The following is a 23,076-nucleotide window of genomic DNA, read 5'->3' on the forward strand; positions in this document are numbered from 1 at the left end:
TCCAGTGGGAGCCCTTGTTGCCTACTGACGTGGCCCTCCGGCATACATCAGTGAGCACTAACGTATAGGCGGATGCTGACCCTACTCAACGGGAGACTTCGCAACTTAGTTAACCGCTCACTTTGAACTGGAACCGCAATTCGCCTCGCAACAAAACCAAATCTTTGGCGTACGGTCAGTTGTTCCTTGATGGGGAGTCTGACAAACGCAGGCAGGAACGCTCTGAGCGTCTGTCTGAAGAGTTCGCTTAGGTGCCGCATGTCGCGCCCCGGGCTGGCCACATGAATGACAAATGGCACCGGAAGTGGTGCCCAGAGCCGGAATCGAACCAGCGACACGCGGATTTTCAATCCGCTGCTCTACCAACTGAGCTATCTGGGCATCCGTGCTTCATGAGGCATTCCTCGTTCGAAAGAAATGCGGGGGCCTTGGTTCGCCCCGGAAGCGAGCGGGGTTATAGCATCTTGTCCGGCCATGGCAAGCATCAAATGACAGTTTTTTGGCGACCCGGGATATTTTGCGGATTTGCGAGCAAATTGAAGGAGTTCGCTGTGGATTTCCCTGGCTATTGCTCGTCGTCGTATTCCGCCTTCTTCTCATCCTCGGTGACCGGGATGGCGTAGGCGCCGCCGAGCCAGCGGGAAAGATCGACCTCCCGGCAGCGGTTGGAACAGAAGGGATAGTGCTCGCGGTGAGAGGGTTTGCCGCATTCCGGGCAAGGCCGGATCTTGCGTAGCGGCTCGACCTTTGCCGTCGTTTTGGTTTCTTCGGACATACTGATCCTCCTTCGGGCTCAGCCCTCGGGCCACCGGCTATACACGTCGAAGCCTTCGCCGGTGAGCAACAGGATGGTCTCATAGAGCGGCAGGCCGACCACGTTTGTGTAGGAGCCTACCATTTTCTGCACAAAGGTGCCGGCGAGCCCCTGGATGCCGTAAGCACCCGCCTTGCCGCGCCACTGGCCGGACGCAAGATAGTTCTCGATTTCGAAACCGGAAAGGCGCTTGAAGCGTACCTTCGTCTCGACGATCTTCTGGCGGATCTTGCGGTCGGGCGTCACGAGGCACACACCGGTATAGACCCAGTGGCTGCGACCGGAGAGCAGATGGAGCGAAGCGGACGCCTCATCGGCGAATTCGGCCTTGCCGAGAATACGGCGGCCGACGGCAACCACCGTGTCGGCCGCAAGAATATAGCTGCCCTTCCAGGCCGGGTCGCCCTTGAGCGCGGCAAGCGCCGCTTCGGCTTTTTCCGTCGACAGGCGCCTGGCGAGCGAACGCGGATGCTCGGACTTCTTCGGCGTCTCGTCGATGTCCATCGGCATCAGGCGCGAGGGCTCGATGCCTACCTGATTGAGCAGGTCGATGCGGCGCGGTGAGCCGGAAGCCAGAATGAGCTTGTATGTGAGCGCCATGGACCCTCGACCGGAAACGGAACCTTTGAGACGACTTCCGGCACAAGCCTACTTGAAGCGATAGGTGATGCGGCCCTTCGTGAGATCGTAGGGCGTCATTTCCACAAGCACCTTGTCGCCCGCCAGAACGCGGATGCGGTTCTTGCGCATGCGGCCCGCCGTGTGGGCGATGATTTCGTGCTCGTTTTCGAGCTTCACGCGAAAGGTCGCGTTCGGCAGAAGTTCGGTCACGATACCCGGGAATTCGAGGACTTCTTCTTTAGGCATATAAGGGTTTTCTTCCTGTCGGTTGAGCTGGCGGCATCGGACCGCCTCAAATTTGCGCGGAAACTACACAATCAACGTTCATTTGTGAACCTTGTTGATCGGGCTTTCTGCCATTTGTTTCACGCCGATTGCGCGGCGAGGCCATTTCTCCTGATGAGCCGGCTTTCGATCAAGCCTGTAAGGTGATCGCGGACCTCGCGATAGGCATCCAGGATCTGCTCGCGGGTACCGGTCGCCACGGTTGGATCCATCGTCGGCCAGTAGACCACTTCAACCGCGTTGGAGCGCGTCAGTTCCAGTGCTGCGTGATGCGCCTGAGGCGACAGCGTGATGATGAGATCGAAATAATCATCCTCGAGCTCTTCAAGGGTCTGCGGCTGCCGGCGCCCGAGCGAGAGACCGATCTCGTCAAGCACGACATCGACGAATGGATCGCGTTCGCCAGCGCGAATGCCTGCCGAGCGTATATAGGTAGTCGCAGGCAGCATGCTACGGGCGATCGCTTCGGCAATCGGCGAGCGAATGGCGTTCATCCCGCACATGAAAAGGATCGCGCCGTGCGCTTTTCCCTCTGCCGTGTGTTCCCCCGGCGCCACTGGTATCATCCGCGCCAGTGCAGCACGCAGACGAGCGTGAAGATGCGGCGCGCAGTGTCGAAATCGACCTCGATCTTGCCGGCAAGCCGGTCCTTCAGCGTCTGCGAACCCTCATTGTGGATGCCACGCCGCCCCATGTCGATGGCCTCGATACGGCTCGGCGAAGCAGACCGGATCGCCTCGTAGTAACTCTCGCAGATCATGAAATAGTCTTTCACGATCCGGCGGAAAGGCGTCAGCGACAGGATATGGGTCGCGACATCCCGCCCCTCTTCCGTGGTGATGCCGAAGACGAGCTTGGAATCGGCCAGCGAAATATTCAGCCGGTAGGGTCCGCCGCTATGGCCGACAGGCTCGAACCGGTTTTCCTCGATGAGATCGAAGATGGCGACGGCGCGCTCATGCTCGACATCGGGCGTCGAACGGCCGATCGTGTCGTCGAGGATGACATCAGAGAGCCGGAAGTCGCCCTTTGCCATGCCTCACCTTTCGAGATTGAGGCGGATCGCGACCGATCGCGCGTGAGCGTCAAGTCCTTCGGAAACTGCGAGCGCGATCGCCGCCGGCCCGAGTTCGCGGAGTTGCTGCGGCCCAAGCCGGAGGATCGACGTCCGCTTGACGAAATCGAGCACCGAAAGACCGGAGGAGAAGCGGGCAGAGCGCGCCGTCGGCAGAACGTGGTTCGAGCCGCCGACATAATCGCCGATTACTTCCGGCGTATGCGCGCCGATGAAGATCGCGCCGGCATTGCGGATGCCGTCGAGCAATGCATCCGGATCGGCGACAGCAAGCTCAAGATGCTCGGCAGCGATGCGGTTGGCCAGCGGGACGGCGTCCTTCAGGTTCTTTACCATGATGACGGCGCCGAAATCCCGCCAGCTGGCGGCCGCCGTTTCCGAGCGGTTCAGCGTTTTCAACTGCCGCTCCACGGCAGCTTCGACCGCCTTGCCGAATTCGGCGTCATCGGTGGCCAGGATCGCTTGAGCACCTGCGTCGTGCTCCGCCTGGGCCAGGAGATCGGCTGCGATCCAGTCCGGGTTGTTGTCCTTGTCGGCGATGACAAGCACTTCGGACGGACCGGCGATCATGTCGATGCCGACGGTGCCGAAAACCTGGCGCTTGGCGGCCGCGACATAGGCGTTGCCCGGGCCGGTGATCTTTGCGACCGGGGCGATCGTTTCCGTGCCGTAAGCCAGCGCTGCAACCGCCTGCGCCCCGCCGACACGGTAGATTTCCGAAACGCCGGCGAGCTTTGCCGCCGCAAGCACCGCCGGATTAACAGCGCCGCCCGTCGCCGGGACCACAATGACGATGCGCTCGACGCCTGCCACCTTTGCCGGGACCGCATTCATCAGCACCGAACTCGGGTAACTCGCCGTACCGCCGGGTACATAGAGGCCGACCGCCTCGATCGCCGTCCACCGCGAACCGAGCCCGACGCCCATGGCATCTTCGTAGATATCATCCTTCGGCAGCTGCCGGCGATGATGGGATTCGATCCGCACGGCGGCCACCTTCAGCGCGCCGAGCACCTCGGCAGGAACAGCCTCCACCGCAGCATCGATTTCCGCCTCGGTGACGCGCATCGGCACCGCAGCAAAATCAATGCCGTCGAATTTCTTCGAATATTCGGCGAGCGCCGCGTCGCCGCGGGTCCGCACGTCATCGATGATCGCGCGCACGACCGCGTTCACGTCTTCCGAAACCTCGCGCTTGGTCGTCAGAAACGCGGCAAAGCGCTGTTCGAAACCGTCCGATGCCTGATCCAGCCAGATTGCCAACGCAGCTATTCCTTCTCAATAAGACACAAGGAGAGTCTTCATGCGCCCGGGTGGCGCGGCTTGGAGGCGGTTTCCCATGCTCCGCCGATATCCGCAAGCGCCGCCTCGATGCATTCGACGTCGAGGACGATCTCAGCCTCGCCGGCAAGCGTCAGCTCGATCGTACCTTCTGGCCCCTCGCCCTTCTGCTCGAAGGCAACGGACAGCAGAGAAAGCACCTCGTCGCGCCGCCTGCGATTAATACCCGTGGAACGGACGGCCAGGACGCGCTTGAACACCAGAGCCGCCCGACGGCGCTCGAAGCCTTTGCGCTTCCTGATAGCCTCTTCCCAGACGAAGCGGTTGGCAGCAATCGAAAACTGCCCATCGCGCGGCGACCAGGCCATGTCGCCGACCTTGAAAACGCTATCCTGCATGTGGGCGGAGACCACGGCAAGATCTTCATTGTCGAGCGCAAGAAGCTTCAGATCCGTCATGCAGGCAAAACCCCGGTTCTATCTGGCACCACCTGGATGGTGATGCGTCAGACAACGGAAATAGGATGCCTCGGCGGAATGCGCAACCGGGATAAAGCGGCTATGAACGCCTCTTCCCTATTCGCTGACGCGCTCGACGATCGCCCCGCAGCGGGTGAGCTTTGCTTCCAGCCGCTCGAAGCCGCGATCGAGATGATAGACGCGGGAAACCACGGTCTCTCCTTCGGCGGCAAGACCGGCGATCACCAGCGAAACGGACGCACGAAGATCGGTTGCCATCACAGGCGCGCCCTTCAGCCGCTGCACGCCCTCGATCTTGGCCGTCTGGCCGGAAAGCGAGATCTTCGCGCCGAGACGGGCTAGCTCCTGCACATGCATGAAGCGGTTTTCGAAGATCGTTTCCGTCACGTGCGAAATGCCGGAAGAGCGCGTCATGAGCGCCATGAACTGCGCTTGCAGGTCAGTCGGGAAGCCCGGGAACGGATCGGTCACGACGTCCACCGGCTTGATGCCGCCGCCATTGCGCCTGACGCGGATGCCGTTGTTGGTCGGCGAAATCTCGGCGCCTGCGCGGCGGATCGTTTCCAGCGCCGTTTCAAGCAGCGTCGTGTCGGTATTCTCAAGAACGACGTCGCCGCCGGCCATCGCAACGGCTATCGCATAGGTGCCGGTCTCGATGCGGTCCGGCAGAACGCGGTGGCGTGCGCCCGAGAGCGACTGCACGCCTTCAATCGCAATCGTCGAGGTGCCGTGCCCGGAAATTTTCGCACCCATGGCGTTCAGGCAGTTCGCGAGATCGACGACTTCGGGCTCACGGGCGGCATTGCCGATGACCGTGGTGCCGCGCGCAAGGGTTGCCGCCATCATCATCACGTGGGTCGCACCGACCGAAACCTTCGGGAAGGTGTAGCGCGTGCCAATCAGCCCGCCGGACGGGGCCGTCGCATTGACATAGCCGCCGTCGATTTCAAGGTTTGCGCCAAGCGCTGCCAATCCTTCGAGGAAAAGATCCACCGGACGCGTGCCGATGGCGCAACCGCCCGGCAGCGAAACACGGCAGTGGCCCTCGCGCGCTAGGAGAGGCCCGATGACCCAGAAGGAAGCGCGCATCTTCGAAACCAGCTCGTAGGAAGCCGTCGTGTCGACGATGGTGCGGCAGGTGAAGTGGATGGTGCGCGCATAGGAGTCCTCCTGGCGCTCGCGGCGGCCGTTGACGGCAACGTCGACGCCGTGATTGCCGAGGATCCGCATCAGCAGTTCGACATCGGCCAGATGCGGAACGTTTTCGAGCGTCAGCGTGTCGCTGGTCAACAGCGAGGCGATCATCAGCGGCAAGGCGGCATTCTTGGCGCCGGAAATCGGAATGATGCCATTGAGCTCATTACCGCCGACAATTCTGATACGATCCATGAGGGACTTACGGGCTGCGCCCGCCTTTCTGAAAGTTCTGCCTTAAAAAGGGAGGGAGGTCTTTAGACGAATTCCGTACACGCTTCAATTCGCAGCGGAGCGAACATTACGATTCGTCCATTTTTGCGGCAGGAAGCCCACTTGTCTCGTCCTCCTGCCCGGCGCGCCGCGCCCGCGTCTGGTGCTTGCGGCGGGCGAGGTTTTCGCGAAGCTTTTCGGCGGCGCGCTCCCGGCGCAGCTTCGCCTGCTCTTCGATCATGGCCTTGCGGCCTTTCGCGGCTTTTTCGGTATTGTCATCCATGCGCCATGTTTAACGGATTCCGCCCTGCGCAAAAAGAGCTTACCCGTTAATACATGCGAAGTTGGAATTTGCGGCTTGCGCTTATCGAGAAGCTGTGGCAATAGGCCCCCCGTTCACGCAATGCAGCCGTTCGGCTCACGCGTGCTGGTCCTGCTGCCGTAGCTCAGTGGTAGAGCACACCCTTGGTAAGGGTGAGGTCGGTGGTTCAATCCCACTCGGCAGCACCAGTTTTCCGCTAAAGTGAGAGGCGAGAAAAAGCCACCGCGGATCCAGCTCTTTGAGCACGGCCCCCTTAACGTCTTCAGTAGATCGTTAGGCTGGATGGGCCGCATTTTCTTCGGCGGTGGCGTCAAGTTGTCCCTTTAGCTGACGAGCTGCTCGGCTCGTGCTGCGATTCTCTCATAGGCGCGATCGATTGGTTCGCGCGCATCGGGTAATGGCTCGCATCCGGGAACAAAGGGACGCATCCCGAGCCGCAGAAGAGCCTTCAGGTGATCCCGGCCGGATTCAGAACCCGCGACCCGTGCGAATGGCTTCATCGCAAAACCGGCAGGATAGAGGCGTCTGAATTCAGGAAAGTTCGTGAAGCCTTCGTGATTGTCGCCCCAGAGAAGGAAGCTCTCGGCGGGCGCTCCTTCGGCGAGGATCACTTCATGGGTTTCGAGCACAACGTGGAAATATTCAATCACCTCCCCGTCGGCCGGAGGGGCCGGCGCAATGGAGATCCCATTGACGAGATCCTTCGCCAGGATGAGGACGCCATCGATGAACAGAGCATGGCCAGGGGAGAGATAGAGATCCCTGTGAGGAGTCCGATCATCCAGCGCATACCGCGAAATGCGGATCGGCACGATGTCGGGATTCCAGGATGAACCGCTTCGCTTGTAGAGACTACGACCGACCCATTTCACCGGCATGGCTTGGCCGCGCACGGTTTCGACAAGATCGCCGATCTGAAGACTCTCGACGCAAACCTCGCCTGTTGGCGTCAGAACAGAGGTGCCACGGAGAAAGCACCTGGAACCGCCGCGACCGCCGCCCTGTTGATTGCCGCCCTGATTGCCTCCCTGCTGGTTGCCGCCCTGATTACCACCCTGCTGGGCTTGAGCGCTGAACGAAGGAAGTATCGCGGCCGCGAGAGTACCCATCGCCGCTAATCTGGCCCCTGTTGCCGCAGCCAGACCGAGGAAATGACGCCGCGCATGATTGAGCTGCGAGTACCGTTCTTCGTTTGAAGACATGCCTCTCTCCCCTGGCCCGGAGATGAAATACTGCATGTCATTCTGCATCAGCTTTCGATTTTAGAAAATCTGCACATTTTCATGCTCGACATAGCCATAGTCGCTGTGGTCGCAACCAAAGATGAGTACCACTCCGCCTTTTGGATGAAGGTACTACTGTCGGCATATGCCAATGCATGAGATGTCGCGGCACCAGTTTCGCCAAGAATCGAATTGCATTTCTCGTTCGCCGCTCGTGCGATGATCAAAACGCGATTGCCGCCAACAAATAACCCGCTACAATGCCTATGTGCGGGGTCTTGCGAGAGGAACGGAAGACCCCGGGTGTGCGTTTTGGCGTAGACACAGGAGGAATGGCTTATGGCAACAGAGAGATGGGGCAATCCGGTCAAGGTCGGCTTCGAAAACGCCGATGCGAGAACCGTGAACGGCCCGTTCGATGCATTGAAATGCCTCACCGACCTTTGGCCCGTCACCCGCGGCCTGCACTATCTCAAAGCCCGCAGTACCTGCCGTGCGGCCCTTGACGGGCGCAAAACCTGCGAGGAAGCGCGCGCCGAGTTTCTGGCAGCTGCGGAAGAAGCCAAGCTCAAGCTTCACTGACGAGCGCGACGCGCTCGCCACCGCTGCTATCCGTCAAAACGACGTAGCAATCCATTATCGCGAACGACGGCTCCTTCAGCAGTCGTTACCGCCTTCCATCTCGATATAGCCGACGCCGATAATCGTTCCATCCGGTGCGCGGATGAAGGATGGAAGATAATGCGCTTCGACCGGAGCACAGCTAGGAGAGTCGATAAATTCGTTCAGCGCAATCTGGTCCTGCGGCAGCGCGGAGTAGTGTTCCACGTCGCCCTCAAGTGAAGCATAGGCGGGAGAGCTAAATACCGCCGACGCGGCAAGGAAGGCGGGAATGGCCAAACGGAAAATCGTCCTCATGACAGTCTCCAGCGTTGAAATCAGGCAGTCAACACGCCAGACGTGGTTTTGGTTCCGTTGACCAGTCACTGCCGCAGCAGGCGGCTCTTGACGTGACCCTTGCCGACGACCTCCTCTGCGATCTCGACAGCGCGATCATCGTCGCCTTCCCGTTGCACGATGCCCTCCAAAACAACATAAGAGCCGACAACCGTCACAGTAACCTGATCGACATTCAGGTCGCGGGCGGCGTGGAGGGCGCTTTCCACCGAGGCTTTCGTTGCTGAGTTGCCATGTCCTTCGGCGCAGCCTTCCTGCGCGTTCCAGGGTTCAAACGGAAGTACCATAGGGGATCTCCACCGGTAATAATCCCTAACGCTCGGCATGGCTTTTGGTTGCATGTCCACGGGTAAGCAGCGGGTGAGCAATGGAGATTTGAGGCTGTACTTTGCTCTGGCCGACCTTTGCGATATCTAGTGAAACAGCGGTGGAGGCAATTCAATGAAAGTGGGCGTTTCGGCTATCCTCGTAGCGTTTCTGCTCTGCAGCTGCACGTCGTCGGATACGGCGAATGAGCTTGAGCCGATCCCCGGCAGCATCACGTATGGCGGCCAGCCGAGAACGAAACTGACGAAGTCGCCGGTTGGCAGCGCCGTCTATAACACTTTTCACGATTCAAGCGGCAACCGCGTAGAGGAAACATACATCCTCCAGCCGGATCGCAGCCTCAAGCTCGTGCGCCGGCAAGTCATGTCCGACTTTGACGACTAAAGCCCGTGCTTGACAGGAATCACAATCAAGAACATTCAAGGAACACCTAACCTGTCCGTGCGCGATTCCGCACGGCGCCAACCGGACGGCTGGATGTATCTCGAAAAGCTCAATCCACAACAGCGCATGGCGGTCGAACATGGCACGCTTGCCGAGGGCATCCATATTGCTGGCCCGCTGCTGGTCATCGCCGGTGCGGGGTCCGGCAAGACCAACACGCTGGCGCACCGGGTTGCGCATCTGATCGTCAAGGGGGCCGACCCGCGCCGCATCCTGCTCATGACCTTCTCCCGCCGGGCGGCTTCCGAAATGGCGCGCCGTGTCGAGCGCATCTGTGCCCAGGTTCTCGGCGCCAATTCCGGCATCATGGCCGATGCGCTTGCCTGGAGCGGTACCTTTCATGGGATTGGCGCGCGGCTGCTTCGCGACTACGCTGAGCAGATCGGGGTCGACCCCGCCTTCACCATCCACGACCGGGAAGACAGCGCCGATCTGATGAACCTCGTTCGTCACGAGCTCGGCTTTTCGAAGATGGAGAGCCGCTTTCCCACCAAGGGGACCTGCCTTGCGATCTACTCCCGAGCCGTGAATTCGGAGACGGAGCTGTCTCTGGTTTTGCGTGACGCGTTCCCTTGGTGCGCTGCGTGGGAAAAACAACTTCGCGAACTCTTCGCCGCCTACGTCGAGGCCAAGCAGAGCCAGAACGTCCTCGATTACGACGACTTGCTGCTTTACTGGGCACAGATGGTTGCCGAACCGATGATCGCCGGGGATATCGGCAGCCGCTTCGACCATGTGCTCGTTGACGAGTATCAGGACACGAACCGCTTGCAGTCTTCTATCCTGCTGGCGTTGAAGCCCGGAGGCCAGGGGCTGACTGTCGTCGGGGACGATGCACAATCGATCTATTCCTTCCGGGCCGCCACCGTCCGCAACATCCTCGATTTCCCTGCGTCGTTCAGCCCGGCAGCCAATATCGTTACGCTCGACCGCAACTACCGCTCGACGCAGCCGATCCTTGCTGCGGCCAATGCCGTGATTGATCTTGCCTCGGAGCGCTTTACCAAGAACCTCTGGACGGAGCGGCAATCGGCTGAGCGCCCTCGCCTCGTCACGGTGCGCGACGAGGCCGACCAGGCGCGCTATGTCGCAGACAAGGTGCTGGAGAACCGGGAGGAAGGCACGCGGCTGAAAAGCCAGGCGGTGCTCTTCCGCGCCTCCCATCACAGCGGCCCGCTGGAGGTCGAGCTCACCCGCCGCAACATTCCATTCGTGAAATTCGGCGGCTTGAAGTTCCTCGACAGCGCGCATGTCAAGGATATGCTCGCCGCTCTCCGCTTTGCGCTCAACCCGCGGGACCGGGTTGCCGGCTTCCGGCTGATGCAGATCCTGCCGGGCGTCGGTCCTTCGACCGCCCAGCGCGCACTCGATCAGATGGCGGGAGACCCAAGCCCGCTGCAGGCGCTCGCGGCCATGCCCGCCCCGCCCCGCGCCGGGGAGGATTGGACATCCTTCGTCTCAGTCATGCAGGAATTGAAAGCCGGCAAGGCCGGCTGGCCTGCCGAAATCGGCCTCGTCCGGGAGTGGTACCAGCCGCATCTCGAGCGGTTGCATGAGGATGCCTCGACGCGTCAGGCCGATCTTCTGCAACTCGAGCAGATCGCGGGCGGCTATCCCTCGCGGGAACGCTTTCTTACAGAGCTGACGCTCGATCCGCCGGACGCGACAAGCGACCAGGCCGGCGTGCCGCTGCTCGACGAGGACTACTTGATTCTCTCGACCATCCACTCGGCCAAGGGGCAGGAGTGGACCAAAGTCTTCATGTTGAACGTGGTCGACGGCTGCATACCGTCCGACCTGGGCATCGGCACCAGCGCGGAGATAGAAGAGGAGCGGCGTCTCCTCTATGTCGCGATGACCCGCGCCAAGGACAATCTCGATCTCATCGTTCCACAGCGCTTCTTCACGCATGGGCAGAATGCGCAGGGCGACCGGCACGTCTATGCATCGCGCACGCGCTTTATCCCGGCCACGCTGCTGCAATTCTTCGAAGTCTGCGGCTGGCCGCAGGGCAAGAGCGGGAGCGCCAGCGCACAGCAGGCTCGCCAGGTTCGCATCGATGTCGGCGCCCGCATGCGCGGCATGTGGCGCTAGATGGGAAGAGGATGATCGAGAGGTTTGAAGAACGGCGCGATCATATCCGCATCCACTGCCTCAAGGGTCGACGGCGACCATTTGGGATTTCGGTCCTTGTCGATCACCGCCGCCCGCACGCCTTCGTAGAAATCCGCGGACTTCAACATTTGAATGCCGGCGGCCAGCTCGCGGTTCAGGCACTCCGCGAGGCGGGCGCTGTTGCGGCCCTCCCTCACAAGACGGAGAGTCAGTTTCAGGCTGGTCGGCGAACGCGTCCTCAAGACGCGAAGCGACTCGACAGCAAACGCGTCCTGCTCCGCGCCAAGCGCCCCGGCAATGTCTTCCACGCTGTCGAAGCGGAAGAGGCGGTCGATCAGCTCCTGGGCGCTTCGCAAACGGCTTTCAGCCGGCTCTTCAGACAGATGCTTTAGCAAGGCATCGCAGGCCACCGATGACGAACCGGCCGGCATGCGCGCCAATGCATCGATCACGTGCGGCAGCCGCGAAGACGGGATCTGCAGATCCGTAAGGCCGGCGTAGATGGCGTCTGCAGCGTTCAGCTCCAGGCCCGTCAGTCCGGCCCATGTTCCCGTTTCGCCAGGCATACGCGGCAGGAGCCAGGTCGCTCCGACATCCGGGAAATATCCGATGCCGGTTTCCGGCATCGCAAGCCTCGTCCGCTCGGTCGCAATACGGTGCCGCCCATGGGCCGAAAGTCCGACGCCGCCGCCCATGGTGATGCCGTCCATCAGCGCGATATAGGGCTTTGCGTAGTTGGCGATGCGATGGTTGAGGGTAAATTCTTCGCGCCAGAACGTCTCTGCCAAACCGGAATTGGAACGCCCGCTTTCGTGAAGGACACGAATATCGCCGCCGGCGCAGAAGCCGCGCTCGCCCTCGCCGGCCACGACCACGCTTGCAATCCCATCGTCATCCGCAAATTCGTCGAGCGCCGTATCGATCATGCGCACCATGTCGAGCGTCAGGCTGTTCAACGCCCGCGGCCGATTGAGCCGGATGATGCCCGCCGTACCGCGCCGTTCGATAATAACTTCGCGCTCGTGTCCGTTCTTCATGTCCACTGTCCACCCTCGACTGATCCCCCATCAATAAACAGAAGGAGGCATCGCTCCAATGGACTTTATATCATCAGGCGCGGGCCGTGTGAGATTCAAAGCACAGTGCAAGCCGACATGCTGGTGTTTAGAACGAAGCCGCCGCAAGCGCACGATGCATTCCGTGCAGATCGTGGACCCGGCGATCCATGAGGGCTAGTTCCCAATCCAGGGCACTGCGAACGATCGTTTCCAGAGAGTCATGTTTCGGCGTCCAGCCTAGCACACGCCGCGCCAAGGTGGCGTCAGCAACGACGCTTGCGGCATCGCCCGGACGACGCGGCGCCATGTGGACCTTGAACGAATGGCCGCGCAGCCGCACCACCATGTTCAGCACGTCGAGCACCGAATAGCCGGCACCGTAGCCGCAATTCGCCACCAGCGACCCGTTGCCCTTGCGAAGATGCTGCAAGGCCTTCAGATGGGCCTCTGCCAGGTCGGTCACATGGATATAATCGCGCACGCCGGTGCCGTCATGCGTCGGGTAGTCGATGCCGTAGACATGCACGCTGTCACGCTTGCCGAGTGCGGCCTCGCAGGCGACCTTGATGAGATGCGTCGCGCTGCTGGTGGATTGTCCCGCACGGCCGTGCGGATCGGCGCCCGCGACGTTGAAATAGCGGAGCGCCACATAGTCAAAGTCGTAGGCCGCAGCCGCATCGCGCAACATGAACTCGGTCATCAGCTTCGACTGGCCATAGGGATTTTCCGGGTTGAGCGGCGCGGTTTCCTTGACCGCCTCAGAGGTCTTCTGCGGGCCGTAGACGGCGGCGGTCGAGGAAAAGACGAAATGGCGCACGCCGGCCTTGATTGCCGCGCTCAAAAGCGCACGCGTCTTGCCCGAGTTATTGTCGTAATAGGAAAGCGGATCGGCAACCGAAGCCGGGACGACCGCGGATCCCGCAAAATGGACAATCGCTTCTATGTCGTTCTCGATGAAGATCCTCTTCAGGACCTCGGCATCGGCGATATCCCCCAGGTAGAATCGCGTGGCAGGCGCCACCGCCCAACGAAAGCCGGTAGAAAGGCGATCGAGCACAACGACGTCCTCGCCCGCATCGAGCAGCGCCCAGACCATATGGCTGCCGATATAACCGGCGCCGCCCGTCACCAAAATTGCCATGTCCCGCATTCCCTGTCTTATTCGAACAGGGGCATTTCACGCCGTCTTTCCTTTCTGATTTTCTTATTTGGCAGCCGTTTGCGGGGCTTTGAACCGGTAAGTTTGATGCGGTGGTTAGGACCCGATTGCCGGTTATTCTACAATTTTATCGAACTGACGTTCCGGTACAAAAAAGCCCGGCTTTGAGAGCCGGGCTTTGATCGTCATAGCTTCAGAATGTACTCGCTGAGCCTGCCGGCGGCGTCCTTGACCTGTTCCGGATCGCGCAGGAAACAAGCCCGCAGGAAGAGTTCGCCGCCTGGGCCGAAGGCCGTGCCGGGCGCCAGGCCGACACCGGTCTTGTCGACGATATCGAGCGCCGCCTTGCGGCTGTCCGTGACGCCGTCGATCTTCAGGAAGGCGTAGAGCGCCCCGTCCGGCTTCAGCGTCTCGACGCGATTGGTGGCAACGAGCGCATCACAAAGAATGTCGCGGGAAAGGGCTGCCTTCCCGATGTTGGCGGCGACGAATTCGTCGCCCTGGTTGAGAGCCGCCACCGCTCCCTTCTGCATGAACTGAGCAACGCCGGAGGTCGAATATTGGATCAGGTTTTCGAGCACCTGCCCCGTTTCCGGCGGCGCCACGATCCAGCCGACGCGCCAGCCGGTCATCGACCAGTTCTTCGAGAATGAGTTGACGAACATGATCCTGTCGCCTGGTGTCATGACATCCAGGAAAGAAGGCGCACGGCCGCCAGCGTAGAAATAGCGCGCGTAAATTTCGTCCGCCATGATCCAGAGATCGTGCTTGCGGGCAAGTTCCAGGATGTCTGCGAGGTCCTTCCTCGTCGCCGTCCAACCTGTCGGGTTCGACGGCGTGTTGATGAAAAACGCCTTGGTCTTCGGCGTGATCGCGGCTTCGATGCGGTTGAGATCAACTGCCCATTTGCCGCCTTCGAACTGCAGCTCGACGGGAATCGAGCGGGCGCCGGCGATTTCAAGCGCTGCAGCGATATTCGGCCAGGCGGGCGTCAGATAGATCAATTCGTCGCCCGGGGAGGTCAGCGCCTGCACGGCGATCTGGATCGCCTGCATGCCCGAGCCGGTCACGTAGAAATGCTCCACCGGCAGGGTGATGCCGAAATGCCGGGCATAGTAGTCCGATAGAGCCTGACGCAGTTCGGGAATACCGCGCTGCCAGGTGTAGAAGGTTTCTCCTGCGGCGAGCGCATCCATCGCAGCCTTGCTGATGAAGTCCGGCGTCGGAAGATCACCTTCTCCGACCCACAACGGCAGCAGGCCATCGCGGCCACGGGCATAATTCACGACTTCTACGATCCCGCTTTCTGGCGCCGAAACGGCGCGCGGGCTCAGGCTGTTCATAATCGACATGCAGATCTCCGGTTTTGGCTTTCATAAAACAAAACCGCACGCAAATCCCATGAGAATGCGTGATGCCGTATCGATTTTCGTGATGAATGAGCGCCGCAGAATGTGCGGGCTCCGGCAGCAATCAGACCGCCGGGCGCTTGGCCAATAGATCGCGGATTTCCGTCAGCAGCGCGACATCCGCCGGGGGCGGCGCTTCTTCGGCGGCCTTTTCCTCGTTGCGCTCGACCTGCTTGCGGAGCGTGTTCACGCCCTTGATCAGCAGGAAGATGATCCAGGCGAGGATCAGGAAATTGATGACGACGGTGATGAAACTGCCATAGGCGAAGACGGCACCCTGGGCCCGGGCGGCCGCAAGCGTCGGCGCGTTGACCGAAGACGAAAGGCCGATGAAATAGTTGGAAAAATCGAAACCGCCGAAAATGGCCCCGACGATCGGCATGATGATGTCGTCGACCAGTGATTTCACGATACCGCCGAAAGCGCCACCGATGATGACACCGACGGCGAGATCCATGACGTTGCCTCGGGCGATGAAAGCCTTGAACTCGTTAAGCATCCGATCTGTCTCCCTCTGATGCGCTCTCTCGACAGTGCGTTGTTTCCATTAGCTACAGCTCTTGATTGATTAATCAATTGTCGAATTGAAACAATCGGCTTTTCCTTCCGTCTTGGACTTAATGCCTAGATCACCGCAATTTCCAAAAGGGAGGATTTCCCTTAATCTTCAAGCCTTCCGGGGAACCGGCGCATGGTGGATCGGGCGGAGGGTCAATGCTTGCAGGCTGGGTTATAATTGCATTTGCCTTGGGCTATCTTCTGCTTCTGTTCGCCGTCGCAAGCTATGGCGACCGCAGAAGCCAGAGGCTCGGCATACCGCAAGGCGGCTGGCCGGTTGTCTATGCGCTCAGCCTTGGTATCTACTGCACCTCCTGGACCTATTTCGGTGGCGTCGGGCTCGCCTCCCAGCGCGGCCTGGAATTTGCCGGCATCTATATCGGCCCGATCCTTGTCTTCACGCTCGGCATGCCGGTTCTGCGGCGGATCATCGAGCTTGCAAAGACGGAAAAGCTTACGTCGGTAGCGGACTTCCTCGCTGCTCGCTACGGAAAGAATTCCACGGTCGCCACCATCGTCGCGCTGATCTCTCTGGTCGGCACAATTCCATACATCGCGCTGCAATTGAAGGCGATCTCCAGCGCCGTAACGGCGATGGTCAATCCATCCGACTACGGTATCGGCAGCGGCAACCTTTACTTTCTCGATCTCCCGCTGGTCGCGACCCTCGTGCTTGCCTGCTTCGCCATCATGTTCGGCACACGACATACTGACGCCACCGAGCATCAGGACGGATTGATCCTCGCGGTTTCCATGGAGTCGCTGGTCAAGCTCGTGGCCTTTCTCACCGCCGGTGTCTGCGTCATCTGGTTCCTGTTCGAAGGGCCGGTCGACCTCTGGCAGAAGAGCGTGGGAAATGCGCTGGTAAACTCCGCATTGACCTACGAGACGCCGCTCAGCCGCTGGATCACGCTGACGCTGCTTTCGGCATTCGCCATCATCATGCTGCCGCGCCAGTTTCACGTCACGGTGGTCGAAAACCGCTCGGCCAAGCAATTGCGGCTCGCGGGCTATCTCTTCCCGCTCTATCTCATCGTCATCAATCTCTTCGTGCTGCCGGTGGCGATCGCCGGATTGCTGACCTTCGGCGGGGCAGGCAATGCCGATCTCTACGTGCTGTCGCTGCCGCTTGCCGGACAGATGCCGGTGGTCTCGCTGATCACCTTTATCGGCGGCTTTTCGGCAGCGACCGCGATGGTCATCGTCGATTCCGTGGCGCTTTCGATCATGGTGTCGAACGACCTCATCATGCCGATCTTTCTGCGCCGGAAGCTTGCCGGGCGCATTACCCAGCGCAACGACTTTGCCAAGAGCCTGCTCAACATCAGACGAAGCGCGATCTTTGCCGTCCTTCTGCTCGGCTACGCCTACTATCGCTCGACCGATAGCACCACCGGCCTGGCATCGATCGGTCTTCTGTCCTTCGCCGCAATCGCGCAGATCGCTCCTGCCCTTTTCGGTGGCTTGGTCTGGCGACGAGCCAACGCACGCGGCGCGGTTCTCGGCCTGACTTCGGGATTCATCATCTGGTTCTACCTGCTTTTCCTGCCCTCGCTCGGCGGACCGGATTACTCCTATGTCGCCACCGCGTTCCTCAACTTCATCTTTCCCGGGACGACGATTTTTGCACCCGTGAACGCCGATCCCCTGGTTAGCGCCACGGCAATGAGCCTGCTCGTCAACACCGCCTTCTTCATTGTCGGCTCCATGACGCGCAATGCACGGCCGCTGGAGCGCATCCAGGCAGGGATCTTCGTCAAGGGACAATCACGCTCGCAATTTGCAACCCGCGGCTGGAAGACGCGGATCAGCGTCGGCGATCTGAAAACGGCGATAGCGCGATATCTCGGCGAGGAGCGCATGCAGCGATCGCTTGCGACATACGAGCAGGGGTCGGGCCGGAAACTGGAGGACGATCAGCCGGCGGACATGGCGCTCATTCACTTTACCGAGCAGCTGCTGGGAAGCGCCATCGGCTCCTCTTCGGCGCGGCTGGTGCTTTCGCTCATCCTCCAGAAGACCGAGGATGCTTCGGCCGACACCGCATGGCTGCTCGATCAGGCCAGCGAGGCATTGCAATATAACCAGGACATGTTGCAGACGGCGCTCTCGCAGATGGATCAGGGCATCGCCGTCTTTGACAGCTCCAACCAGCTGACGATCTGGAACCGGCGCTTCCGCCAGCTTCTGGATCTCCCGGAAGATGCCGGCCGCGTCGGCTTCCCGCTGTCGGAGATCGTCGCGATTCTCGGCAGGCGCGGCGACGTTTCGGCCGCCGATCTCAGCCAGACGGTGCGGCATTTCCTGACGCTCGACAAGCCCTTCTCGCTCGTTCTCGGCGGCGGCGAGAGGATTATTGAGGTCCGTTCAAACGCCATGCCGGACAAGGGGATCGTCGCAACCTTCACCGACATTACCCAGCAAGTTGCCGCCGACCGGGCTTTGAAACAGGCGAACGAAACGCTGGAGCAGCGCGTGGCCGAGCGGACCGCGGAGCTGACGCGGGTGAACCGCGAACTCGGCGAAGCGAGAGCGGCGGCCGACGAGGCAAATATCGGCAAGACCCGCTTCCTTGCCGCTGCCGGCCACGACATCCTCCAGCCGCTGAATGCGGCGCGGCTGTATTCCTCCGCGCTCGTCGAGCGCATGGCGCTTTCCGACAACGGGCCGATCGTACGGAACATCGATTCCGCACTCGAATCCGTCGAGACCATCCTGGGCGCCGTTCTCGACATCTCGCGGCTGGACACTGGCGCCATGCGCCCGCGGCTGACCTCCGTGCCGCTTGCCAGCTTGCTGGAGCGCATCGAAACAGATTTCGCGCCGATTGCCCGGGCGAAAAACCTGAAGCTCGTTGTCATGCCGACATCGTTGCGGGTCCGCTCCGATCCGAACCTACTGCGGCGGCTTGTGCAGAATCTCGTCTCCAACGCCATCAAATATACGCTGAGCGGCAAGGTGCTGGTTGGGGTCCGGCGGCGGGGCAAGCAGGTGGTGATCCAGGTGGTCGATTCCGGCATCGGCATCCCGCCTTCGAAATTCCGCACGGTCTTCAAGGAATTCGCGCGGCTTGAGGAAGGGGCAAAGACGGCCGCCGGCCTCGGGCTCGGCCTGTCGATCGTCGACCGCATCGCCCGCGTTCTCAACCATACGGTCGAGCTTCACTCGACGCATGGCAGCGGGACGGATTTCCGGATCGTCATGCCGATCGATGCTTCGAAAGCCGGTGATGCACCAACTGCCGCACCACCGGCCGATCGTTCGGCGCAAACGCTCAGGGGGCTGCAGATTCTTTGCCTCGACAACGAAGTGAAGATCCTTGAAGGCATGCGCCTTCTGATTTCAGGTTGGGGTTGCGAGGTAGAAGCGGTGGATTCCCTTGCCGCCGTTGCGGATCTCGGCACGGATCGGCCGCCACCCGATCTCATCATCGCCGACTATCACCTCGGCGATGGCAACGGCATTTCAGCGATCCTTGATCTCAGGGAGCGCTTCCGGGTCGAGATTCCGGCGCTGCTGGTGACGGCCGACCGGACGCCGGAGGTGCGCGCAGAGGCGGAACGCCACGGCATCACCATCCAGCACAAGCCCGTGCGCCCGGCCGCACTCCGCGCCTTCATCACACAGATTTCCGGACTGAAGCGCGCCGCGGCGGAGTGACGTTACGGCTTGAGGTCGAGCAGCGCGCGGCCGCTGCCATCCATGGCGAAGGGCACGGAGGCGTGCTCGTGGGCGACCAGCCAGCGGCCGCCCTTTTTGATGAGGCCGAGCGTCTGGCGGAACCATAGGTCGACCTTTTCGCCATCCGTCTTGGTGCCGGTCATATTCACCAGGCCGCTCCAGAAGGCAACATCGCCGCCAATCGTCAGCTTCGCGTCCCGGATATCGCCACCGAGAGGCCCTTCCCAGGTATCGAACCAGCCCGCGAGGCCAGCAGGATCCTTGCCGGTCATGGCGAGCGGCGGAGCCAGCGAAAACTCGACAACGTCATCTGCCGTGCAGGACATGACGCCCTCGACATTCTTTTCCTCGATGGCCTTGCCGCGCATCATCAGCATGGCGATGATGGTTTCCTCTTCGACGCGGAACTTTTCATCTGTCATAACGGTCCTCCTTGTCCGTTGTTTCGGACATAGGACGAACCGCCAGACGGAAATCCGACACCGGGGGCGGCAATTTGGCTTTCCAGCCTCCGTCAATCGTTCTCTGCACGGGCGAGGCTCTACATCATGACGGCAGCGGCTTGCCGGCCTGCTCGTTTGCGATGTACTCGGCGTACCAGTCCGGCCAATTCTCGTCGCGCTGGCCGCCGGTCCGCTTCTCATACTCGCCGTGGGCAGCCTCGGCACGGCGGAGTGCGCTCGCGAGCTCCGCCGTGGAGGTGAATGTCGTGTCAGCCTCCACCCGTCCGGGGAGTCGCGTGGTGATTTCCTGGAACAGCCAGCCGTTGCCGTCCGGGTCGCTGAACGAGGCATAGGAGCGGTAGCTGCTGCGCTCGGGATGCGGGCCGCGAGCCCGGAGCGTGCCAAACAAATAGGGTTCATCCGGGCCGGCATTCGTGTCGCCGGGGTGGAACGCCTCGCTGACCGTGACACCGCGGGCAATCAGATCGCTACGCGCGGCTTCGATGTCCGAGACGATCAGGTACAGCCCCTGTGCCGAGCCGGGGGCTGCCGCCGTCACTTGTCTGCCAAAGATGACCGAGGCGCCCGAGCCCGGGGGCGTGAACTGAATTGCGCGATAGTCGTTATCGCCGGCGAAGTCGGCGTCGAGCCTCCAACCCAAGTCGCCGTAAAATCGTTTGGCGCGATCGACATCCGAAACAGGGATGACGACGATCTCGAGTTTCATGTCGGCCGTTCGCCCTCCCGAGGTCTTGCTTGCGGTTTCGCCTTGCACCTGAGTATTGCTCATGTCGAACTCCTTAGGTTTGGACGCTTAGAGAGAGGTGACATATGTCCAGGGCAAGCAAATCACGGCAGAGGCACGCAAGTCGAATCAATTATGCCGTAATCATGATGGATCCTACCGCAACGTTCCTTACGGCAATTCCGATTGCTTCGATGAACTGGCACCAGCTCTCCGGCCTGATCTTCATAGACACGGCAATAAGCGGGAATTGAAAGCCTTCAGTCTGCCAAAGCTGCCATAATGCGCAGCTGCGGGAAGGCGGCCTATGCCGCCTCCTTTGCTCCGCCATAGGGATCGAAACGGCCGTAGAAGGTCTCGCCTTTTTCCGCCATGTCGTTCAGCAGCGCCGTGGGCTTGAAGTGAGCACCGTAAGTTGTCGCAAGTTTCTCGCAGAGTTCCACGAACGCCTTCACGCCCATGCCGTCGATATAGGAGAGCACGCCGCCGGTATAGGGGGCGAAGCCGAAGCCGAGGATGGAGCCGACGTCGGCTTCGCGCGGATCGGTGACGATGCCTTCCTCGATGGTGCGTGCCGCCTCCAGCGCGATAGTGACGAGGAAGCGCTGCTTCAGCACTTCGACATCGATCTCTTCCGCCTTCTTCTGCGGGTAGAAGGTCTTCAGTTCCGGCCAAAGCGACTTCTTGGCCGGCTTCGCCGGATAGTCGTAGAAGCCCTTACCATTTTTGCGGCCGCGGCGGTCGAGCTCGTCGACCATCTTGTTGATCAGCGCCATGTGCTTCGGATCGACGGCGGCCTCGCCGAGATCGGCGACGGTGGCCTTGAGGATCTTCTGCGAGAGATCGATCGCCACCTCATCGTTCAGCGACAGCGGTCCGACCGGCATGCCGGCCATTTTGGCGGCATTCTCGATCATGGCGGGCGGCACGCCCTCGATCAGCATGTCATAGGCTTCGTGGATGTAGCGGAAGACGCAGCGGTTGACGAAGAAGCCGCGGGTGTCGTTGACGACAATAGGCGTCTTCTTGATAGCGGCGACGTAATCGAGTGCTGTTGCGAGCGCCTTGTCGCCGGTCTCCTTGCCGAGGATCACTTCCGTCAGCATCATCTTCTCGACCGGCGAGAAGAAGTGCACGCCGATGAAATCGGCCGGGCGCTTGGAGTTCTTGGCAAGGCCCGTGATCGGCAGCGTCGAGGTGTTGGAGGCGAAGATCGCGCCTTCCGGCAGTACCGCTTCGACGGCTTCGATTACCGCCTTCTTGACCTCGCGGTCCTCAAAGACGGCTTCGATGACGAGACCGGCATCCCTGAGGTCGCCATAATCGGCGGACGGCGTGATGCGCGCGAGAAGGGCGGCACCCTCTTCCTGCGTCAGCCTGCCCTTGCCAACGGAATCCTTCACCAGGCCTTCGCCGACACCCTTACCCTTGGCAGCCGCTTCCATGTCGCGGTCTATGAGGGTGACGGGAATGCCGGCAGCGGCGGTGACATAGGCGATCGAGGCTCCCATGAAACCGGCGCCGACGATGCCGACCTTCTTGAGCTCAGTTTTCGGCATGCCCGCCGGGCGGCGGGCCCCTTTGCCGAGCTCCTGCATGGAGATGAAGAGCGAGCGGATCATCGAAAAAGCTTCGGTGGTCTGCAGCACCTGTGTGAAATAGCGCTGCTCGATCTTCAGCGCCGTATCGAAGGGGACCTGGAGACCCTCATAGACGCATTTGAGGATGGCGAGCGCACCGGGATAATTGCCTGATGTCTCGCGGCGGAGGATCGCCGGCGCTGCCGGCCAGAGCTGCGCGGAAGCCGGCGTCCAGATGCCGCCGCCCGGAGCCTTGAAGCCCTTCTCGTCCCAAGGCGCGACGGGCTTCAGCCCATCCTTGATCATCTGCTTGGCGGCCGGGATGAGTTGGTCGGGTTCCACCACCTGATGCACAAGGTTCATCGCCTTGGCGCGGGCCGCCGATAGCGACTGGCCGGTCGTCATCATCTGCAGGGCGGACTGGGCATCGGTGAGGCGCGAGACGCGCTGCGTGCCGCCCGCACCCGGGAAGATGCCGACCTTGACCTCGGGCAGCGCGATCTTCACTGACTTGGCATTCGAGGCGACGCGGCCGTGGCAGGCGAGCGACATTTCGAAGGCACCACCCATGCAGGTGCCGTTGATGGCGGACACCCACGGCTTGCCTGATGTCTCGATCTTGCGGAACAGGCCGGTCATGCGGCCGACGAGATCGAAGAGCTTTTGCGCGGCGGTGTCGGGATTGGCTGCCTTCTCCTGCTGGTAGAGGGAGAACATCGACTTGATCATCGACAGATCCGCGCCGCCGGAGAAGCTCGACTTGCCCGACGTGATCACCACGCCCTTCACGGCGCTATCGGCGACCGTAGCATCGACGATGGCGTTCAGCTCCTCCATCACCTCCTCGGTGAAGACGTTCATGGACTTGCCCGGCATGTCCCAGGTGATGAGGGCGATACCATCCGCGTCGGTTGCGACGGTGAAATTCTTGTAGGTGCTCATGTCGGGATTTCCTCTCCCTTGAAAATCTTGGCCGCTTGAAGCCCCTCCCCCTTGTGGGGAGGGGTTGGGGAGGGGATTGTCTCCGGAAGAAGACCCCTCCCCTCGCTACGCTCTGTCTCTTATACACATCTGACGCTGCCGACGACTAGTC

Annotated in this window: 23 protein-coding genes and 2 tRNA genes; 5 read left to right on the plus strand and 20 right to left on the minus strand. The window is 61.0% G+C overall.

Translation table 11 applies throughout. The features are described from left to right. Positions 1-305 precede the first annotated feature (305 nt). The 10 genes from ACPYOJ_RS04270 to ACPYOJ_RS04315 form a co-directional block, all read right to left on the minus strand. Positions 306-381 (minus strand) — tRNA-Phe (locus ACPYOJ_RS04270). 184 nt (positions 382-565) lie between these two features. Next, on the minus strand, positions 566-775 hold the full coding sequence (yacG, locus tag ACPYOJ_RS04275) for a DNA gyrase inhibitor YacG (protein WP_168828297.1): 210 nt from the start codon (positions 773-775) through the stop codon (positions 566-568). Positions 776-793: 18 nt separating this feature from the next. After that, positions 794-1,414 (minus strand): Maf-like protein, encoded by a 621-nt coding sequence (locus tag ACPYOJ_RS04280; protein ID WP_168828296.1) that lies wholly within the window; start codon positions 1,412-1,414, stop codon positions 794-796. Between the two features lie 48 nt (positions 1,415-1,462). Further along, the gene (gene infA / locus ACPYOJ_RS04285; RefSeq protein WP_003545338.1) at positions 1,463-1,681 is read right to left on the minus strand and encodes a translation initiation factor IF-1; all 219 of its coding nucleotides are present in this window, start codon (positions 1,679-1,681) and stop codon (positions 1,463-1,465) included. A gap of 119 nt (positions 1,682-1,800) precedes the next feature. Then, a complete protein-coding gene (locus ACPYOJ_RS04290; RefSeq protein ID WP_481415136.1) occupies positions 1,801-2,286 on the minus strand; it encodes an arsenate-mycothiol transferase ArsC in 486 nt (161 codons plus the stop codon). Then, the gene (locus ACPYOJ_RS04295; protein WP_481415137.1) at positions 2,283-2,756 is read right to left on the minus strand and encodes a UPF0262 family protein; all 474 of its coding nucleotides are present in this window, start codon (positions 2,754-2,756) and stop codon (positions 2,283-2,285) included. Before ACPYOJ_RS04295 ends, ACPYOJ_RS04290 begins: the two co-directional genes overlap by 4 nt. 3 nt (positions 2,757-2,759) lie before the next feature. Further along, the gene (gene hisD, locus ACPYOJ_RS04300) at positions 2,760-4,058 is read right to left on the minus strand and encodes a histidinol dehydrogenase (protein ID WP_481415138.1); all 1,299 of its coding nucleotides are present in this window, start codon (positions 4,056-4,058) and stop codon (positions 2,760-2,762) included. A 38-nt stretch (positions 4,059-4,096) separates the two neighbouring features. Beyond that, entirely contained in the window at positions 4,097-4,534 is a 438-nt protein-coding gene (locus tag ACPYOJ_RS04305; protein ID WP_168828292.1) for a DUF2948 family protein, read from the minus strand. Between the two features lie 117 nt (positions 4,535-4,651). Next, entirely contained in the window at positions 4,652-5,944 is a 1,293-nt protein-coding gene (gene murA / locus ACPYOJ_RS04310) for a UDP-N-acetylglucosamine 1-carboxyvinyltransferase (protein ID WP_481415139.1), read from the minus strand. Between the two features lie 106 nt (positions 5,945-6,050). Beyond that, complete coding sequence (locus tag ACPYOJ_RS04315) at positions 6,051-6,245, minus strand: hypothetical protein (protein WP_168828290.1); 195 nt, start codon at positions 6,243-6,245, stop codon at positions 6,051-6,053. Positions 6,246-6,397: 152 nt separating this feature from the next. Between ACPYOJ_RS04315 and ACPYOJ_RS04320 the strand changes: the two genes are divergently transcribed. Further along, positions 6,398-6,472, plus strand: a tRNA-Thr gene (locus ACPYOJ_RS04320). 135 nt (positions 6,473-6,607) lie between these two features. Here the strand turns inward: ACPYOJ_RS04320 and ACPYOJ_RS04325 are convergent. Further along, positions 6,608-7,486, minus strand: a complete 879-nt coding sequence (locus ACPYOJ_RS04325) for a Hint domain-containing protein (RefSeq protein WP_481415140.1) — start codon at positions 7,484-7,486, stop codon at positions 6,608-6,610. A 360-nt stretch (positions 7,487-7,846) separates the two neighbouring features. On the opposite strand from ACPYOJ_RS04325, the gene ACPYOJ_RS04330 reads away from it, so the two are divergent. Beyond that, on the plus strand, positions 7,847-8,089 hold the full coding sequence (locus ACPYOJ_RS04330; protein WP_481415141.1) for a DUF982 domain-containing protein: 243 nt from the start codon (positions 7,847-7,849) through the stop codon (positions 8,087-8,089). A 75-nt stretch (positions 8,090-8,164) separates the two neighbouring features. On the opposite strand, the gene ACPYOJ_RS04335 is transcribed toward ACPYOJ_RS04330, so the two are convergent. Next, positions 8,165-8,425 (minus strand): hypothetical protein, encoded by a 261-nt coding sequence (locus ACPYOJ_RS04335; RefSeq protein WP_481415142.1) that lies wholly within the window; start codon positions 8,423-8,425, stop codon positions 8,165-8,167. Positions 8,426-8,490: 65 nt separating this feature from the next. Beyond that, entirely contained in the window at positions 8,491-8,751 is a 261-nt protein-coding gene (locus tag ACPYOJ_RS04340; RefSeq protein ID WP_481415143.1) for a BON domain-containing protein, read from the minus strand. Between the two features lie 154 nt (positions 8,752-8,905). Between ACPYOJ_RS04340 and ACPYOJ_RS04345 the strand changes: the two genes are divergently transcribed. After that, positions 8,906-9,175, plus strand: coding sequence for a hypothetical protein (locus tag ACPYOJ_RS04345; RefSeq protein ID WP_481415144.1), 270 nt, complete (start codon positions 8,906-8,908; stop codon positions 9,173-9,175). Positions 9,176-9,268: 93 nt separating this feature from the next. Further along, on the plus strand, positions 9,269-11,329 hold the full coding sequence (locus ACPYOJ_RS04350) for an ATP-dependent helicase (protein ID WP_481415145.1): 2,061 nt from the start codon (positions 9,269-9,271) through the stop codon (positions 11,327-11,329). On the opposite strand, the gene ACPYOJ_RS04355 is transcribed toward ACPYOJ_RS04350, so the two are convergent. The 4 genes from ACPYOJ_RS04355 to mscL all read right to left on the minus strand — a co-directional run bounded on the left by ACPYOJ_RS04355 (position 11,326) and on the right by mscL (position 15,475). Continuing rightward, positions 11,326-12,387 carry an enoyl-CoA hydratase/isomerase family protein gene (locus ACPYOJ_RS04355; RefSeq protein WP_481415146.1) on the minus strand — a complete coding sequence of 354 codons (1,062 nt, stop codon included), beginning with the start codon at positions 12,385-12,387 and terminating at the stop codon, positions 11,326-11,328. The two genes, ACPYOJ_RS04350 and ACPYOJ_RS04355, sit on opposite strands and share 4 nt — an antisense overlap. 127 nt (positions 12,388-12,514) lie before the next feature. Further along, on the minus strand, positions 12,515-13,549 hold the full coding sequence (gene galE, locus ACPYOJ_RS04360) for a UDP-glucose 4-epimerase GalE (RefSeq protein ID WP_481415147.1): 1,035 nt from the start codon (positions 13,547-13,549) through the stop codon (positions 12,515-12,517). 203 nt (positions 13,550-13,752) lie between these two features. Further along, complete coding sequence (locus ACPYOJ_RS04365) at positions 13,753-14,919, minus strand: pyridoxal phosphate-dependent aminotransferase (RefSeq protein WP_481415148.1); 1,167 nt, start codon at positions 14,917-14,919, stop codon at positions 13,753-13,755. 121 nt (positions 14,920-15,040) lie between these two features. Beyond that, positions 15,041-15,475, minus strand: a complete 435-nt coding sequence (gene mscL / locus ACPYOJ_RS04370) for a large conductance mechanosensitive channel protein MscL (RefSeq protein WP_168828280.1) — start codon at positions 15,473-15,475, stop codon at positions 15,041-15,043. A gap of 215 nt (positions 15,476-15,690) precedes the next feature. Here mscL and ACPYOJ_RS04375 point away from each other — a divergent pair, with 215 nt between their 5' ends. Continuing rightward, positions 15,691-19,194 carry a hybrid sensor histidine kinase/response regulator gene (locus ACPYOJ_RS04375; RefSeq protein WP_481415149.1) on the plus strand — a complete coding sequence of 1,168 codons (3,504 nt, stop codon included), beginning with the start codon at positions 15,691-15,693 and terminating at the stop codon, positions 19,192-19,194. 2 nt (positions 19,195-19,196) lie between these two features. On the opposite strand, the gene ACPYOJ_RS04380 is transcribed toward ACPYOJ_RS04375, so the two are convergent. The 3 genes from ACPYOJ_RS04380 to ACPYOJ_RS04390 form a co-directional block, all read right to left on the minus strand. Next, on the minus strand, positions 19,197-19,637 hold the full coding sequence (locus ACPYOJ_RS04380; RefSeq protein WP_481415150.1) for a YybH family protein: 441 nt from the start codon (positions 19,635-19,637) through the stop codon (positions 19,197-19,199). Positions 19,638-19,761: 124 nt separating this feature from the next. Continuing rightward, on the minus strand, positions 19,762-20,448 hold the full coding sequence (locus tag ACPYOJ_RS04385) for a VOC family protein (RefSeq protein WP_481415151.1): 687 nt from the start codon (positions 20,446-20,448) through the stop codon (positions 19,762-19,764). Between the two features lie 260 nt (positions 20,449-20,708). Further along, on the minus strand, positions 20,709-22,925 hold the full coding sequence (locus ACPYOJ_RS04390) for a 3-hydroxyacyl-CoA dehydrogenase NAD-binding domain-containing protein (protein ID WP_481415152.1): 2,217 nt from the start codon (positions 22,923-22,925) through the stop codon (positions 20,709-20,711). Positions 22,926-23,076: the final 151 nt, after the last annotated feature.

This window comes from Rhizobium sp. SVR5-9E, from assembly GCF_056755095.1.